The 16,077-nt window shown below is 54.6% G+C and carries 10 protein-coding genes; 8 read left to right on the top strand and 2 right to left on the bottom strand.

The features are described from left to right. Nucleotides 1–18: 18 nt before the first annotated feature. Nucleotides 19–1,968, bottom strand: a complete 1,950-nt coding sequence (locus tag NKH31_RS17615; RefSeq protein WP_254863095.1) for a homing endonuclease associated repeat-containing protein — start codon at nucleotides 1,966–1,968, stop codon at nucleotides 19–21. 182 nt (nucleotides 1,969–2,150) lie between these two features. On the opposite strand from NKH31_RS17615, the gene NKH31_RS17610 reads away from it, so the two are divergent. Continuing rightward, a complete protein-coding gene (locus NKH31_RS17610) occupies nucleotides 2,151–5,495 on the top strand; it encodes a DEAD/DEAH box helicase family protein (RefSeq protein ID WP_254863094.1) in 3,345 nt (1,114 codons plus the stop codon). A gap of 205 nt (nucleotides 5,496–5,700) precedes the next feature. Here NKH31_RS17610 and NKH31_RS17605 read toward each other — a convergent pair whose 3' ends face one another. After that, complete coding sequence (locus NKH31_RS17605) at nucleotides 5,701–5,910, bottom strand: MarR family transcriptional regulator (RefSeq protein ID WP_254863093.1); 210 nt, start codon at nucleotides 5,908–5,910, stop codon at nucleotides 5,701–5,703. 198 nt (nucleotides 5,911–6,108) lie between these two features. Between NKH31_RS17605 and NKH31_RS17860 the strand changes: the two genes are divergently transcribed. The 7 genes from NKH31_RS17860 (at nucleotide 6,109) to NKH31_RS17575 (ending at nucleotide 15,477) form a co-directional block, all read left to right on the top strand. Further along, entirely contained in the window at nucleotides 6,109–6,618 is a 510-nt protein-coding gene (locus NKH31_RS17860; RefSeq protein WP_484496863.1) for a DUF8112 family protein, read from the top strand. Beyond that, complete coding sequence (locus NKH31_RS17600; RefSeq protein ID WP_254863092.1) at nucleotides 6,615–7,592, top strand: hypothetical protein; 978 nt, start codon at nucleotides 6,615–6,617, stop codon at nucleotides 7,590–7,592. The genes NKH31_RS17860 and NKH31_RS17600 overlap by 4 nt, the downstream gene beginning before the upstream one ends. After that, nucleotides 7,592–8,446, top strand: coding sequence for a DUF8168 family protein (locus tag NKH31_RS17595; protein ID WP_254863091.1), 855 nt, complete (start codon nucleotides 7,592–7,594; stop codon nucleotides 8,444–8,446). Before NKH31_RS17600 ends, NKH31_RS17595 begins: the two co-directional genes overlap by 1 nt. A gap of 85 nt (nucleotides 8,447–8,531) precedes the next feature. Next, the gene (locus NKH31_RS17590) at nucleotides 8,532–9,473 is read left to right on the top strand and encodes a hypothetical protein (RefSeq protein WP_254863090.1); all 942 of its coding nucleotides are present in this window, start codon (nucleotides 8,532–8,534) and stop codon (nucleotides 9,471–9,473) included. Next, complete coding sequence (locus NKH31_RS17585; protein ID WP_254863089.1) at nucleotides 9,473–10,135, top strand: ribonuclease H-like domain-containing protein; 663 nt, start codon at nucleotides 9,473–9,475, stop codon at nucleotides 10,133–10,135. The genes NKH31_RS17590 and NKH31_RS17585 overlap by 1 nt, the downstream gene beginning before the upstream one ends. Nucleotides 10,136–10,267: 132 nt before the next feature. Further along, a complete protein-coding gene (locus NKH31_RS17580) occupies nucleotides 10,268–11,311 on the top strand; it encodes an HNH endonuclease (protein WP_254863088.1) in 1,044 nt (347 codons plus the stop codon). 155 nt (nucleotides 11,312–11,466) lie between these two features. After that, entirely contained in the window at nucleotides 11,467–15,477 is a 4,011-nt protein-coding gene (locus tag NKH31_RS17575) for a glycoside hydrolase family 3 protein (RefSeq protein WP_254863087.1), read from the top strand. Nucleotides 15,478–16,077: the final 600 nt, after the last annotated feature.

The raw sequence follows: 16,077 nt of genomic DNA, 5'->3' as shown, positions 1-16,077 counted from the left end.
TTCGAGAGCGACTTGAAATCAACCTAGCTCCGCTTTAATCCGGAGCGCAACGCCGTCATCGAGGTCAGGGATGTCGCGTAACTCTTCGAGGGTAGCAGCTTCCAAGTCCTCGGGCGTCTCGTAGCCAGCTTCCATCAGTACTGTTGCATCTGTTTCTGTGGCGCCACCTATGCCAGTGAGTTTCTCTATCGGATCTGAGAAGCTGTCTGGGTGAGAGTCGAAGGTGTCACTGGAACCGACATGCTCTTCGGACGCCTCATCAAGTTTCGTTACCGAGAAATCCCGCGTAGTGCTCAGGTGATGGGATGGTGCGTCGTCATCTCCCCATCGCTTTAGTCTTACTTCGTCGAGCCGAAGGAGGTCGCCTACGTCGAACGACCAATCGACATTGTGCTTTTCCCAGGCAATGAGTTCGATATCTTCACCCGCCTGTGTCCGGACAGTTATTTCTGCGTTTCGTCTGGGCTTCTCGCTGTCTGTGACGGTCAGAACGTCGACAACCACACCCGAAAGGCGACCACGTGGAACATTTTCGAGCCCAGTTACTAGCGGGTCCTCGGGGGAAGGTTCTTCGAACGACTCGTCAATGTCCGCAGAGATCGCTGACGTCGATGATTTTTCTGTTGTATCAGAGTCGGTTCTCGTTGCTGCTTCCACCGCCTCCGACCAACTGTCGAAGATTCGGTATGCAGGGCCAACCGACATCCGACCGTGTTCGTTCATGTCTTCGGTCGATGGGCGACCGCCCACCCTTTGCGCTACATCGGCAATCGCATCGAGTACCTCTGCTTTCGAATACGCTTCTTGGTTCGTCGGTTCAGACGAGGATACCTCCGAGTTCTCGTCTGGGAACGTGACTGAGCGGAGAGCCGTCGACCAATTCCCGAACTCCTTCTCGTAATCTTCGGGTTCGAACTTCCCATCGGCTCGCATCAGCCCGCGTGTAATTCGTTTTTCCCTCCCTTTCTGGAGATCGATCAGTTCTTGGACGAGAGCTTCCCGGGTCGGTGTTCCCACCTTTCCGTTCGGTCGTTGTGAGGGCGTCTCCTTCGTCTGTTGGTGGGGAGGTTCTTCCCCCATTTCCATAGACTCTGTCTCCGTTAGTGTAACGTCGATAGCTGTCCCGTCCTCCACTGTTAACTCACTGCGAACGATCTCGTACGTTGGGTGGTCAATTTCGACTTTAACAGAGTCCACTGTGGGTGGAAGAGAAATGTTGCACCTCCCCGTGTCGGACGTCCTGCTTTTGATTTGGAAAACGTCACTCTCCGCTGTTACAGTCGCGTTCGATATCGGATCACCAGCTTCGTTTGAGGCGAGCAATTCAATTTTTGACAAATTGTTAGATTCTCGATTCATATTCCTTCCGGACCCGTCAGCCTTCAGCTTGGCCTGATTTTGAAGTCCACTCGCAGAGGACGTCGAGTTCAAACCATCGGGTGATTGACTCTTTTGAGCGCAATCGCTCTCATTTGATGAATGGTTGGTGGTGTCTCGCCGCTCCGTTATTGAGCGTGCTAAATCCAAAATGTGATTGGCGATGTCTTCGAGTTCAGATCCCTTCCGGACGTACATATCAAAACACGCACTATCCGCTTTCACCGTGATTTTATCCTTGAGAATACCGGTCTTGACTTTCACCTTACGAACCTTCTCGAATGGAACGGAAACCGTTTCATCTCCTTCCTCACATCCTACGACGAATAGGATCCGTCGGTGAGTCACGAGCATTGCAGTTCGATAGCGTGATCCCGGTTTTATCCGTTCCTTCACTCCATCCTTCTCAACCGTGAGTCCTTTCCTGAAATTCTGGAGAGCGTAGTCTACCTTCTCCTGATTCCTTAGATGGGCGATGAGTGGGCCATCGCCGAAGTAGCCGGTGCAGACGAGATTACCACTCCCAGTACCTTGTAAAAGTGCTCGATCAACTTCACCTTCTGCCCGTTCAATCATCTCATTGACATCCATTTTGTGACATCACCTTACCCCTTCCCCCTCGATCAATTTCCCGGGATTGCCACCGTGTTGTCATCAGACCATCGAAAGTGTGACGGTATGCCTGCGGTTCCGACTGGAGAAGCAGATAAATATTCAACTGCGATAACAGTTATGTGGTTTCCGGGCGGTCGTTCAATTACTATTGAGAACAAATGGCACTCGACCCATTCAAGAATCAAATTGACGAGCGGACGAGTACGCTAAGCGTCTCGGAACAGTTTCATCAAGAACGACTCGATAGGGACGATATCACTACTGCCGATTGGCCTAGTCAGATTGATCGGGCTGCAACAGACCTCCTGCTTGGCATCGCACTCGGCCATTCCGACAGCAAATTCGATCACGGAGGAACGATCGGTACGATAGACTTTGGTCGGGCGACTGGGGGATATTACGTCGACGGTCTTATCGATCTATCTAGCAATCATTCAGATCTCCCCGGACTCATTCAAGAATGCGACGAGACGGATATCGGGAATTTCGTTCTCGCACTGGCGAAACTTCGACACGCGCTCGCGAAGGTTGATGACGGCGGCATCCACAACATTGACCGGGCAATCGAAGCTATCGTTGAAAAGCTCGCCACAAGGGGAATGGGACCGAAAAACGGACGTCTGCCCCTTCATGAGCCCCAAGCCGTCGTGGATATTGTCTATCAACTGTTCTCCGACCCATCGGCAAGTGAGTACACCGATGAACTTATAGAGGCACTCGAAGGTGTCCGCCGATCCAACGCAGACATCGACTTACTCGATTATCTCGACCGACCACAAATGGTGACGCCACTCTGGGATCACCAACAGGACGCACTATCAAGTTGGTGTGCGGCCGATTACGCTGGCTATGTGAATATGGCGACGGCTACGGGGAAGACTGTGCTCGGACTAGGTGCAATCGCTCACCTCTTCGGTGAATTGCACCCGCGGGACGAAGAAGTTCTGGCATCTCAGAAGGAGTCGAGTTCGAACGCGTCTGTCCTGATCGTTGCCGGTCAAGACCTCTTACTGGAGCAGTGGCAGAGCGAGTTCGACGAACACCTGAATATCCCTCGAGACCGCACTCAGACTGGCACTAAACGAGTGATCAACCTTTCTTGGGGAACTATCGAGTTTCGCACGGCTCAAGATTTACTGAGTGCGGAGACAGTTTCCGGATATGATCTGGTAATCCTTGACGAAGCGCATCGGTACCGAAGGGGTGGTCGTGACGGTCGAAGTTGGCGAGATCTATTTGATGACTTGACAGATAGGTCGGACGCTATCCTCGCGATGTCCGGATCCATCGATCAGGACTGGATCGGGGATGCTGGCGCTCGCGACGCACTAGAGGCGAACCTCACGGAGTGTGCGACCTTCACAATTCCTGAGGCGCGCAAAGCAAACGTTATCGCAGATTTCAGCTGGGAAGTGACCTACGCCGCTAGTGCTGAGGACGAAACACTCGACGGCGTTACCGAGTCGACCCAGCCACTCGCAGGCGTTTACGATCCGACAAACCACAAGTTTCTCACCACCGGTTTTGGCGATGTACCCGACATCGTCCCGGAAACGTTCGAGACGCTACGCGATCTCCGATCCTTCGCCCAATCGAACGACGGGTCGGCGGCGCGTGAACAGTCAGCTGCGTTCGACAGAATAGCCACCGCTGCGTTCTCCCGTCGACCCCGGCGATGGCAATTGAGCCCACCCCATGAGACTGTGCGGCGGCTGGTCGATCGTCACGTTGCCGAAGCGAAGTGTATCGTTCTTGTCCAGAGCTACGAGCAAGCGACGCAAATTGGCGATGTCCTTCGGGATAATCTAGGGGATGATGTCGTAACCGTCGCAGATGGAAAGACCACTTCACAGAGCGAACAAATAAACGAATTTAAAGAACGAAAAAAGGGAGTCATTGTCGGCCCGGGGGAGGTTATCGGAGTCGGCGTCGATATCCCCGATGCGGACGTAGCAGTTAACCTTTCGAAGGGAGGTGTCAACGCGTCACTTATCCAACGCATTGGCCGCGTCCTTCGAAATCCGACCGGGGCTAGTCGTGCGCACTTCTATCAGGTCGTAACGCTTCCAGCGACGCCAGACGGGCAGCTAGCCGGCGAGGACGGTCGTCGACTACTTCGTCGAGCGTCTGAGTTAAGAGCACTTGGATCGCGATTTCGGGAACTGCCAGGCTTCTCGACGGTTGACGAAACCACAGTACCGTTGTTGGCCGAGTTGGAGGTGGCAGGGTCCATGGCGATGGAAGCCGACCACCGGGCCATCGAAGAAATCGTGGACGATGATGTCGCACAGGAGTGGCTCTATGAACTACTAGATGCCATCAAGGACCGCAACAGACGGATTGATCCTACTCTTCCTCAGGTGTGGACAGGAGAAACTGTTGATCCGAAGACGGAACCCATTCGGACGGCAATCGAATCACGTGAACAAAGCAGGAAGAAGGTGAGGAAAGACAACGGTAGGTCCCCGCAACACTTAGACGCGAGTCCACAGGAATACCTTGAAGTGTCAGTTTCAAATTCAAATGATGAGCCTGTAATCGGGGCATCAGTATCGATTTCTACGGACGAGAAAGATTACGAATCAGAGACGGCTGCCGATGGCACAGCATCGTTCCACGTACCCACCCACTCACGCCGTGTCGAGGCCTCCGTCGATAGCGACGGTTACGAACCAAAGGAGGCCGTGTCGCTCCTTTACGGCCGAAGTGGACCGTATAATTTCACTGTGCAGCTTAGTAGTCTATCATCGGAAGGCGATTCAGTCGATACATCCCATACTGAGGATTCTCCATCTGCATCCAGTCGGGACGAATCAACATCTGTCGGCGGTGATGCAGCAGATCCCTCTGCTGGAAAAGACGGTGCGGTTGCACCGTCGGAGCTGACCGAATTATACGAGGTGTTCCATTCGTATAGAAAACTGGTTGACACCCTCATCGAAGCGTCGGGGATCGAGGAAGGACCTATGGTTACGTGGCGGGATACTCTTGTATCATTTCTTGATTCTGGTTTAGAAGGATGGGACAGCGGTTACGGACCACAACAGCTGAACCGGTCCGGTATCATTTCAAAGGACTATCGTTCCGATTTCGGAAATGGTAAACGTGTAACTGAGTTTCAAGTGATCGAAACGGCTTCTCCATCGCCACTTCTCGACGGCATCCTATCTCACTTCGACGACCATGAACGGAAGATGGTTCCAGTTGTCCCTTCGTCTGGTACTGCTCTTCCCGTAATCGTCGAAACGGAATCTGCCCTAACGGAGGCTCAGGAGTTGTTGGAAAAATTTCCTGAATTGCCGCGAGTTGGGAATCCGCCGGATTCACCCTCGGATTCAGATCTCACGACAGTGAGTGGAGTTACCGATGTGGACGCGAACGTTCTGGAGGAAAATGGCTTCGAGAACGTGGCGGACCTTCGGGAAGCTGCGTACGAAGATATTGCAGCTATTCCTGAGATTCCGGATCATCTCGCACTCAGAATCAAAGCAGATGTGGAATGAATAACATCGCCACCAGATTATTTTGAACGTACACCTCTAATGTTTCTCATGCTGAACTGTGGGTCCCATGAAAATATCTCGCTCTACCACTCAATTTAGGACTGGGATCGAGAGTCATTAGGTAAATTCGGTCGAATACCCCCTTGTGAACTAGTAGAAATTATGAATAAGAATGGGGGGATTTGTCGCCAGTTCGGTTATGGTATTACTCACGAGGGTCGTTGACTAAGCGCCAAAGAGCAGTCGGCTCGTGCAAATATTCAACATGTTCTGCTGCATATAGTCGATCGAGTCGTTTTGTAACTGTTGGTCGAGAAAGACCTGTAAATTCTACTAATGCACCAGTTGTCAAGTTACCATTTTCGATAAACTGGTCAATTACCTTCTCAGTGTTATCGTCTATCCTGAGGGCCATTTCCTAGATTGTCTGTGTGCATGTGCCTTATCCCTACTCCATGAAATCTGACTTTACTATAGACCTTTACTACCCGTTAAGTATATGTATGTCCATGATATAGTATAGGCTGAACACCTGGCTCCTTGGGGTATTCTGAAAGGAATTCCCGCGTGCTCTAACACGCGGGTCAGGTTCCCACATTCGAGGCAAGAACCTATGACAGACAAAACATCAAAGAAGGATAAACACGACGGTCTGGAAATTGAAGACATCAAACAATCAGTAATTGTCGGTTTCGGGGAAGGGGCCGCGATTTGTCAGGTGTGCGGTACACCTCTTCGGGAGGGTGATGCGGTTTTAGCGTACGTGTTCCGTGCGGTTTCGGAGCCTTCGTTTGAGGTGGGGTGTGCGTTTTGTAAGCGTCATGATACTGGGGTACCGGAGTTGTGGACGCTTGGTGTGTACGAGTGTGTTGTTCGTGGGCGCGTAGGGGCGTGTTCGGTTCGGGAAGGGGCGTGGCGGGTAGAGGATTTTGAGTTGGTGCGGGTGAGTCCGGCGTGTGCGGTTGAGGCGTATTCGGTTGCGGAGTGGTGGGAGTTGCAGGCGCCAGCTGCGGGTGAGTTGGAGGCGTCGGGTGCTGGTGCCGGTTCGGATAGAGAGGTGAATGAGTTATTGGAGCCGGCGGATTCGCTTCGGCCGAGTGGTGAGTGGGGTGGTGGGGAATGACGGCTGACGACCTGTCGTTCGCGACGGAGCACTTGGATGGTGAGTTTGAGTTGCCTGAGCTGGCGGAGTCGACGTTTCCGGATGTGTATGTTGGGTTGGAGGTGGATTTGTTGGCGCCGGGTGATGGGGTGGTGACGGATCGGCATCATGCGTCGGCGGGTCGGTATGAGGCTGATGATCCGCAGAATCAGATTGGTGGGCAGATTTCGCCGTTTGCGTTGTCTGGGTGGTTGCGGCATGGGTGTGAGCGAGTGTTGCAGATTGCGGGGATGTCGGCGTGTCATCCGGGTGAGTCGAATGCGGATTACATGCGTGCGGACGTGTATGATCGTGATCTCGATGCGGGGTATCATGAGAAAGGGTCGTGCGTGGAGGGTGGTGCGGGTGAGTCAGGGTGTGTGGTGTATGAGTTGTTTGGTGGGTTCGGTGCGAAGCCGGGCGTGTTGTTGCGTCGGCCGGTGAGGTTTTCGCCGGTTCGTCGGCAGGTGGACGTGTTGCGTGGTGAGGTGGAGGCGCATTACAGGCAGTTACACACGCAGGTTCGGTCGCGGAACGGAGATGATGGTGGGCAGCCGTTGCGGCATGCGACGCGTGATGTGGTGGGGAACGTGGACGGGACGTGGTTGTTGTCGCTTCGGGAGTTGAAGCCGGAGTTCGTGGGGTTGTTGGTTGAGGCGGTGTCGTTTCTGGATGCGCATAGTGATCAGTTCGAGTTCCAGCTCGGTGGGGCGCGGAATTTCGGGGCGGGGATTGCGGATGTGGAGGTGGTGAATCCGTTGTATTCGGATCGGGAGATTCGCCGCGTGTATAATCGCGCGCAGGATTCGACGGCGGCGATGCGTGAGAAGGATGAGAAGTGGCGTGATGTGTACCGTGCGGAGTTCGTTCGCGCGTTGCAGGACAGGGTGAGTGATGTGGATGGTGAGTTACGCCCGGCTGTTGATCGTAGCGGTGTGTCTGGAGGCGGGTCGTGATGGTGAACGAGTCTGGGGTCGGTGGCGCTGCGAGTGATGTGGGTGTGGGTTCGTTGGTGGCGGTGTACAGGCATGATGTGCATAAGTTGCGTGGGCGGCGTCATGGTTCGGGGGTTGATGAGTTCGCGGGTGTACGGGTGAATGAGGCGGTGCCGTTGGGTGCGGATCGGGATGCGGCGTTGTTGAGTCGACCGTCTGGGGAACCGGAGCAGACGGTGTCGAATCACGCGTCGCCGTACCGGTTATCGTTGTTGAGTGGTGAGTCGGTGGGTGAGTCGGGCGGTGGCGTGGCGACGGCTGCTGAGGTGGAGGGGTTGGTTTGCCGGTCGGGTGCTGAACGGTTGCATGCGGCGTGGTTGACGAGTGATGTGGCGTCGTTGGTTAACGAGTCGGTGTGTTACCCGTACACGTCGTTGAAGTTCCACGTGTTGTTGGCGGGTGCGTTGCTGGATTGTTACCGAGCTGGGTACGGGTTTGATGAGTTGTTTTTGGAGGCGGTGCCGGGTGAGGCGTGTGCGGTGAGGGGTGGGGTGGATGCGGCAGTTAAGAGTGGTGTGGTGGTGCCGTTTCGGACGGTGTTGTGGTCGCCGGTGGTGTCGTTGCGGGTGACGGGTGAGCCGGCGGGTGGGGTGGTGGCGCGGCTTGGGTCGGGGCCGGCGCGGTCGTTTGCGGATACGTGGTCGCGGTTGTCGGGTCGTCCGTTCGAGGTGGATCGGCGGGAGTTGATGGTGTTGGATGCGCAGTTGCGTCGGATCCGGTCGTGGTCGGTTGCGTTACAGTACATCGAGGATTTCGTTGCTCGGTTCGAGTTGGGTAGTGACGGTGTGCGTGGTGCGTGGGAGGTGGAGGGGTGATGGTGAGCGCTGGTTGCGTGTGTGGTGGTGTGAGGGGTTGTGTTGGGTGTGGCAGTGGAAACGGGGTGTGTGCGGGGTGGTTGGTGTGACGCGGATTCAGCAGGTGTTGTTCGAGGTGGAGACGGATTACGCGGGGAACCCGTTTTACGTGTCGGGGCATGCGTTGTGGAACGCGATTTCGCGTCGCGTGGATGCGGTGACGCGCCGGGCGTTGTGCGTGAGTCACGGCGTGTTCGTTCCGGGTGAGTACGGTGATGCGCCGTCGTGGCATTCGTGGTCTGGTTCGTTGGGGAAGGTTGGCGGGTCGTTACCGCCGGTTGAGCGGTACGATGATTTGTTCGTGTTTCGTGATGCGGCGCAGCGTTGGTTGAAGTCGTCGCGGCCGCGGGATGCGCATAATGTGCACCCGTTGGTGACGCATGGTGGGCGCGTGGCGTTCGGGTCGAAGTTGTGGTTTGGGCGGCCGCCGGAGGTGCGGACGTCGAAGCGGTCGGTTCGGTGGTTCGTGCAGTGTTATTTGCATGGTGAGTCTGGGGGGCGTGACGTGGTTCCGGTGTCTCGTGAGGTGTTGGATGGGGTGCGTGTTGGTGGGGCGCGGAATTACGGGTTCGGTGAGTTGTCGCTGGTGGATTCGCAGGTGGTTGATCTTGACGAGTTGGATTATCGGCGTGTGTCGCGTTCCGGGTCTGGTGGGTTCGTGTTGGAGTTGGTGTCGCCGTTCGTGTTGGCGAGTGAGTTCCCGGGGGCGGATGGTCAGTCGGTGCCGTGGTGGTGGGGTGTTGAGCGTGATGGGTTGCGTGAGCGTGAGGAGCGCCTCGTGCAGGGTGAGGACGTGTTTTCGCTTCGAACGGTTGATCATGGGCAGGTGGTTTGGTATGCGGGTGATGATCCGGTTGGGACGGCGCGTAACGGTGTGGTTCGTGTCGGGACGCATTCGCGGTTCGGGTTCGGTGAGTTCCGTGTCAGGCCGGCGGGTGAGGATCGCGTTCCGGATCGGGTTGGCGTGACGGGTGGAGGTGAGGCGTGATGGTGTTGGAGTTGGTGGCGTTTGATATTGAGACGACTGGGTTCTCGGTTCGTGATGAGGTGACGGTTGCTGGGTTCGCGTTCCCGTTAGGGGTGCGCGTGTTCGTTCAGTCGGGTGGTCGGGATGCGAGTGGTTTGGAGTCGAGGGTGCAGGATCGCGTGGAGTGTCATGTGCAGTTGTCGGTGCACGCGTCTGAGGCGGCGTTGTTGGAGGCGGTGGGTGCGTTTTCGCGTGACCGGTTGGCTGGTGATGACGTGTTGTTGGCGGCGTTTAATGGTGAGACGTGGCGATCCGGGTTCGATTTACCGTTTTTACGGACGCGGCTTTCGATGAATGATGTTGCGTGGCCGTTCGATGAGGTACCGTACACGGATTTGCTACCGGTCGTGTCGAAACGGTTTAACACGACGATAGGTGGGGATGAGTGTCGGGATCTCGTTGGCGTGTACGATGCGTTGTGCGGGGGGTCGGTTGGTGAGTTGGATCCGTTCGTGGAGAGTAGTGAGGCGGTGGCGGCGTTTGAGCGCGGGGAGTTCGTGGCGCTCGTGTTGCATAACGTCGCGGACGTGTTGCGGACGCGCGAGTTAGGGGTGCTCGCGGAGCGCTACTGTTCGAAATCGGATTTCAAGTTGAAGTCGTTGACGTGTACGCGTAACGGGTGATTCGTGGATGGTGACGGGAGTGCTGGACGGTGATGTGCGGTGAGGTTCGGAGTGGGGTGCGGTTTGAAGCGATACATCACGTGGTGCGCGGTGGTTGAATCGAGGATGAGTGATGCGAGCGGTACGTGATACATGCAAGAAACTGATCGACGAACTCACGGCGAATCGAGTGGCGAATCGACGACGAATGAGGATACTGATGTGCGTGGGCCTGCGGCGTGTCATGAAACGGTTGATCCGGCGACGCGCGAGGCTGTGTTGACGGAGTACGAGTATCGGTGCCAGCTTTGTGGTCGTCGTGGCCCGGAGAAAGGCGGGTTAGCGGCGTTGCAAGCGCATCATATCGAGCGGGAGCCGACCGGGATGGGCGAGCACGACCTGGCGAATCTAACGTTGATTTGCCGATCGTGTCACAGCTGGCATCACCAACAATCTACGCCGGCGGATGCCCCGGTCAACATTACGGAGGAGGATCTCACCGTGTTGTTGCCTCAGGATATCGAGATCCTGCAGGTCCTGGCGGATTCCGGGCCGGCACGAACCGGTGATGTTGCGGCTGCGTTGACGGGTGAGTTATCGGTTTCTGCGGTTCGTGAGCGCCTGTGGGTGCTTATGGGACTCGACAACATCGTCGAGTCGCGTGACCGGCAAGTAGTCGATAAAGATATCGAAACGGGTGAATGGGGATTGACGGATCAAGTGGAGAACTCTGCGCGCGGGTACATCCCGGACGACCCGCAGTTACTGTTGCAACGCATGGAGGACGAGCAGGTCAGGTTAGCGTTGAATCGCGGGTGTGATCGGCGAACGGTTGCTGACGTGCTCGGTGTGACGCGTCGAACGACGTTTAACAAGGAAAAACGCGCGAACGCGTACGCGTTCCCGCTTGACGCGTTCAGTCGCGGCGGGCGGCCAGTGACCGGGACTCGATCGGAGACGACCGGGTCAGTTGAGGTGGGCGAGTCGGATCGGCAGCAACGCCTTGATCGCGTCTCGGAACCCGTTACGGATGGTGCTGGTAACAAGGATGCGTCGATCGACTCGGAATCGCAAGCGGAGCAGTTGGGTGGTGAGGAAGGTGTGGTGGCGGTGTCAGGTGACGGTGAGGGTGGTGAGTTACCGGCGTTGCTTCGTGACGTGATTGATGCGTTAGAACGGGCGGAATCCGCGTTGTAGGCGCACCCGTTTATGAATTATCGATTAGTGTCGGATTCGGGTGCTGTTGTCTGTGAGTGATTCTCGTGTGTTCCCGATTCGAAGCGAGTTGCTATTTTGGAATTGATCTCAGCACCGGCCAATTGCTTTACATATGGTGGGTAAAATGTTTTGGCATGGCTGATACAGGTCGTTCAGGTTTGTCATTGTACCGCCGTAGTGCGTTGCAATCGATTGTTGGTGTGAGTCTTGTGGGTGGTGCGTCTAGTATTTCGTCGGCTAGTTCTGGAGGGTTTCCGAAGGGTGAGATGGTCGAGGTTGCTAAGGATTCGGATGCTGGGTTCGAGTATCCGTACTTGGTGTACGTGCCTGATACGGATTTGAATGATTCTTGTCGATTGTTGGTTGAGCCGAACAATTCTGGTTTCTCGTCTGATGATTTAGATGAGCATCGGGAACGGGCGGAGAGCCGTCTTGAACCGGATGGTCGGACGCGGAATCTGTGTGATGCTCTCGGCATTCCAGCGATTGTTCCGATTTTTCCGCGACCGTCATCTGAACCGGTGGATTGGAAACATTATACGCACGCATTAGACCGACAGACGCTGGAGATCGATGGTGGTCCGCTTGAACGAATCGATTTACAGTTACTTTCGATGGTTGACCATGTGAGAGAACAGATTGAATCGACGTTCGAGATCGAGGTTCTTGAGGAATTTTTGATGAACGGGTTTTCTGCGACTGGGAATTTTGTGAATCGGTTCTCGGCGATTCATCCTGAGCGCGTTCGCGCGTCGATTGCAGGCGGGATTAACGGCACGGCGTTATTGCCTCGGTCGGAGGTAGATGGGCGGGTTGTTGAGTATCACGTGGGGATTGACGATTTGGAGGACCTGACCGGGAAAGGATTTGACTTGGAGGCCTGGCGGGGCGTAGATCAGTTCGTGTACTTGGGTGGTGATGACGATAATGATACGATTCCGTATGGTGATGCGTGGTCAGATGAACTTCGGCAACTTGCGCTTGATGTCTATGGTGAACACATGCAAGTTGAACGGATGCCCATGTGCCGGGGGATCTACGAAGAGGCTGGGTTTACCGGGTGGTTTCGCACGTATCCGAACGTTGGTCATCGATTTATTTCTGAGGAAATGGAATCGTTCCTTGGTCGGCATACAACGTCTGTTTCGGTACGGTATGATCGCCCGTTAGCAATTGGTGATTCGGTTGTTTCAGTGGACGTGTGTTCGTGGCCTGATGAAGAATCGTATGTGATTGACGTGTTCGATGAGGATGGTGAATCGATTGCTGAGTCACCGGTTGTGGTTGACCCTGACACTATTTCGGTAAAAGAAGTCGATTTAACTCGGGCCGTTACTGCTGATGAGGAGATATCGATTGCTGCTGTCGATCCTGATACTGCGTCGCTCTCATCTGCGGTTGATACAGATACGACGCAACCGATTGGCCGAGTGGAATTTGATGAAGACCCGGTTGCTGGTGATGAAGAACTGTTCGTCTCATACGAATTAACTTCCGGGTACGACTCTGATGGGCCCGTGGCGGTACGCGTTGAGACCGAGGAAGGTGACGCTCAAACGCTCGCTACGATCTCACCTGGTGATAGTGATACGATCAGTGTTGATCTTGAGGAGGGTCTTGGTATCCCGTTTATTCAGGGTCGGAACGTCCGCGTCGTTATTGTCGATGATGATCCTCGAGGACTCGATCCCTTGGCGAGTGTAACGGCGTCTGTGGAGCCGTCTGATGAACCGATTGGTGATATTGCCGAGGTTGACCTGCCGCCAGCTATGGAGGCTGGTGAGGAACGAGAGATGGACGTGGAAGTGATGGGGATTGGCGGTCCTGAGGACGGTGAAGCGTTTGTACAGGTTTTTATCGATGATGATGTTGTTGGTGAGACGAGTGTACCGGTTGTGCCGGGTTCGAGAGAAACGGTATCGTTTCCTATTACGGCTCCTGAGGAACCTGGTGAGGTTGAGGTAATCGTTGGGCTTACGGAGCGAACGAGTGTTGAGTCCGTAATCGTTGCTGAACGGCCTAGTGGTAGTGGGACTGAATCTGATCCGTATGAGGTATCGACCCCGGCAGAGTTAGCGTATGGAATACTATCGCCAACAGATCACTTTGCGCTCGTCGACGATATTGATCTTTCAGGGTTCTCTTCGTTTGAGCGGATTGGAACGCGTAGCGATCCCTTCACTGGTTCGTTTGATGGGCGTGGTTACAGTATTTCTGGGCTTGTTCTTCACGATTCGCTCGACCAGTTTGAGGGACTTGGTTTGTTCGGTAATGTAGGGGGTTTTGCACGGGTTCACGATCTCCGGGTCCGCGATGCGTTTGTAGATGCGGGAGATTCGGAGTTTGCTGGGATTATCGCTGGAAATTCAAGTGATGGGGTTCTTTTTGAACGGGTTAGTTCTTCCGGTGAGGTGTCCGGGCGTCGTCATGTGGGTGGGATAGTTGGCGGGACATCCTCTGGGAGTGATGATGTGATGGTAGTTGGTTCCAGTTCTGATGCGACTGTCATTGCTGAAAGTAACACATCTGGTGGGATCGTCGGTCAACTGTCGGGTCAAACTATTCAGCAGTGTTACTTCTCTGGGGAACTGTACGATGATGGGGGGCGCGGTGGCGGGATCGTTGGTCAGGAGTATTTCGGCGGTTCAGTGGTTGAGTGTTACGCTAGCGGTGTGATCGATGGGGGGAACGGGTTGATCGGCGGGATTAATGACGGTGGAGAAGTTGAAGATTCGTATTGGGATATTGAGGCGACAGGGCAGAGCTCGTCTCCGGGCGGTGGTACTGGATTGACTACTGACGAAATGACTGGAGAGTCAGCCAGCGACTCCATGACTGGTCTCAATTTCGATGATGTTTGGGTTACCACTAGTGGGTATCCGGAACTCTTGTGGGAAAACCCAGTTCTAATAACGAAGGTTGATGCTCCGGCAGAAGCGGTCGTTGGTGAATCCGTTGATTTTGAGGTGACTGTTGAAAATGCTTCTACTGAGGAAAGGGATGGGAGTCTGGATTTCACTGTCGCTGGTGACCTCTTCGAGTCGGTCGAGTATTCGTTGACACCTGGTGAAGAGCGGATCTTTGAATTTACTCTTGATACTGACGGTTTAGATATTGGTTCGTGTCCATATGCGTTCCACCTTGCGTACGAGGAGGTAACCCGGACAATCGATCTCGTGTCCGATAGTTCTCCATCATTTCAAGTTTCTGGATTAGATGCGCCGGACGTAATTCCTGTCGAAGCGGAGTATGAGATTTCGGTTGAGGTTACGAACTATGGGCAACCAGACGAACAACCCGTCAAGTGGGAAATCACTGATCATGGTGGTGTTGAGTATCTCTCTGGGTCACTTGGTGAACCGTCACTTGGCCAGAATGAATCAATTGAATACGTAACTACAATTGGAACGGACACGTTACAAACTGGGCAATACGTGTTAACTGTTGAAACAGACGACGAGGAAGCTTCAACGGGATTTGACGTGGAAAAATTATCGTATGTGAGGTTTGCTGAACCACCAACAGAGGGGAGTTCAGAAGTCCGTGTGGATTACAGAGCCGATGACGGGTTAGATGAAGATTCTCTTCGACTTCGGATTGGAGATAAAGTAGGGGATGAACTCACCGCTGGTCCGATTGTTACTTACCCGGGAGAGGAGGGAACAGGCGTTGTGCTTGAACTCGAGCGGGAACTTATAGGCGGCGAGGAAATCCTTGCGGTGTTACTGCCACCCGGTGGCTACAGTCCGGAAGATCCAATCGCTTCTGAGTCGATCACAGTCACCAGCGACGAAGAAGACGAGGATGAAGATGACGACGAAGGGGATACCGGTGGTCCGTCGCTTCCACCGCCACCGTCTGATGATCCAGATGAGGAAGACGAATCAGCTGACGACGAAGCAGGCGATGAATCAGAAGAGTCGGACGATGAGTCCGAATCGGATGACGAGACACCTGGTTCGGACGATGACTCGTCGGGTGATGATTCGACCGACCGTGATCAGGACGAAGACGACGGTGAAACTGAACCGGGGGAACCTTCCGACGATGGGATGTCCGGGTTCGGTGTAGTGAGTACAATTGCCAGTCTCGGTGGACTTGGATACGTCATCAAAAACCGGTTAGAGACTGACCAAGATTCGTAAATCAGTTGAACCGTACAAATCACCGATCAAGCTGGTTGGTTGTTGCGAGGTAAGTTTGGGCTCGGAGATGGGTTAGACAGCAGACGGCGCACCTCGATCTCTTGGTACTCGCACTCGCCATCTGTTTTCCGGCCGAAGTATTTCGTCAACGCGCCCGTATTTGAGTCGCGCATCGGGACGAACGCCACCCAGTGGAACGCGGCCTCGTATTTTAGGCGTATTCCGGCGTCCTCGATGTTCTCTCTGGCTATCTCGATCAAGTGCTGATGAGACTGCGGTGGAGGGTCCAAGTGTTGACTGTGAGGTGGGGGGTGAGCAGCAACGCTTGGAGTTGGCAAGTGATGAGGGTGGATCAGTGTCGTTGGTGAATGGGGCGGGTCGGCAGAGTGGTGAGGGGGCTGGTGTGGGGGATGAGTTGGAAACGGTTATTCGGTCGCTGGAATCGCTGCAAGAGTCACTCTGATCCTTTGGCGGGTTTGTTGAGATGAGTGTGATTATGGGTGTTTTCGGAACGGAGCAACTTCATCTGCAAACGAGACTAGGAGGATAGGTCACTCACTCGATTGATAGTCTTTGACTGTCTCTGATCTCTTCAACTCC

This window comes from Halovivax gelatinilyticus (assembly GCF_024300625.1).
Taxonomy (GTDB): domain Archaea; phylum Halobacteriota; class Halobacteria; order Halobacteriales; family Natrialbaceae; genus Halovivax; species Halovivax gelatinilyticus.
This window is presented reverse-complemented; position numbering and strand designations above follow the sequence as displayed.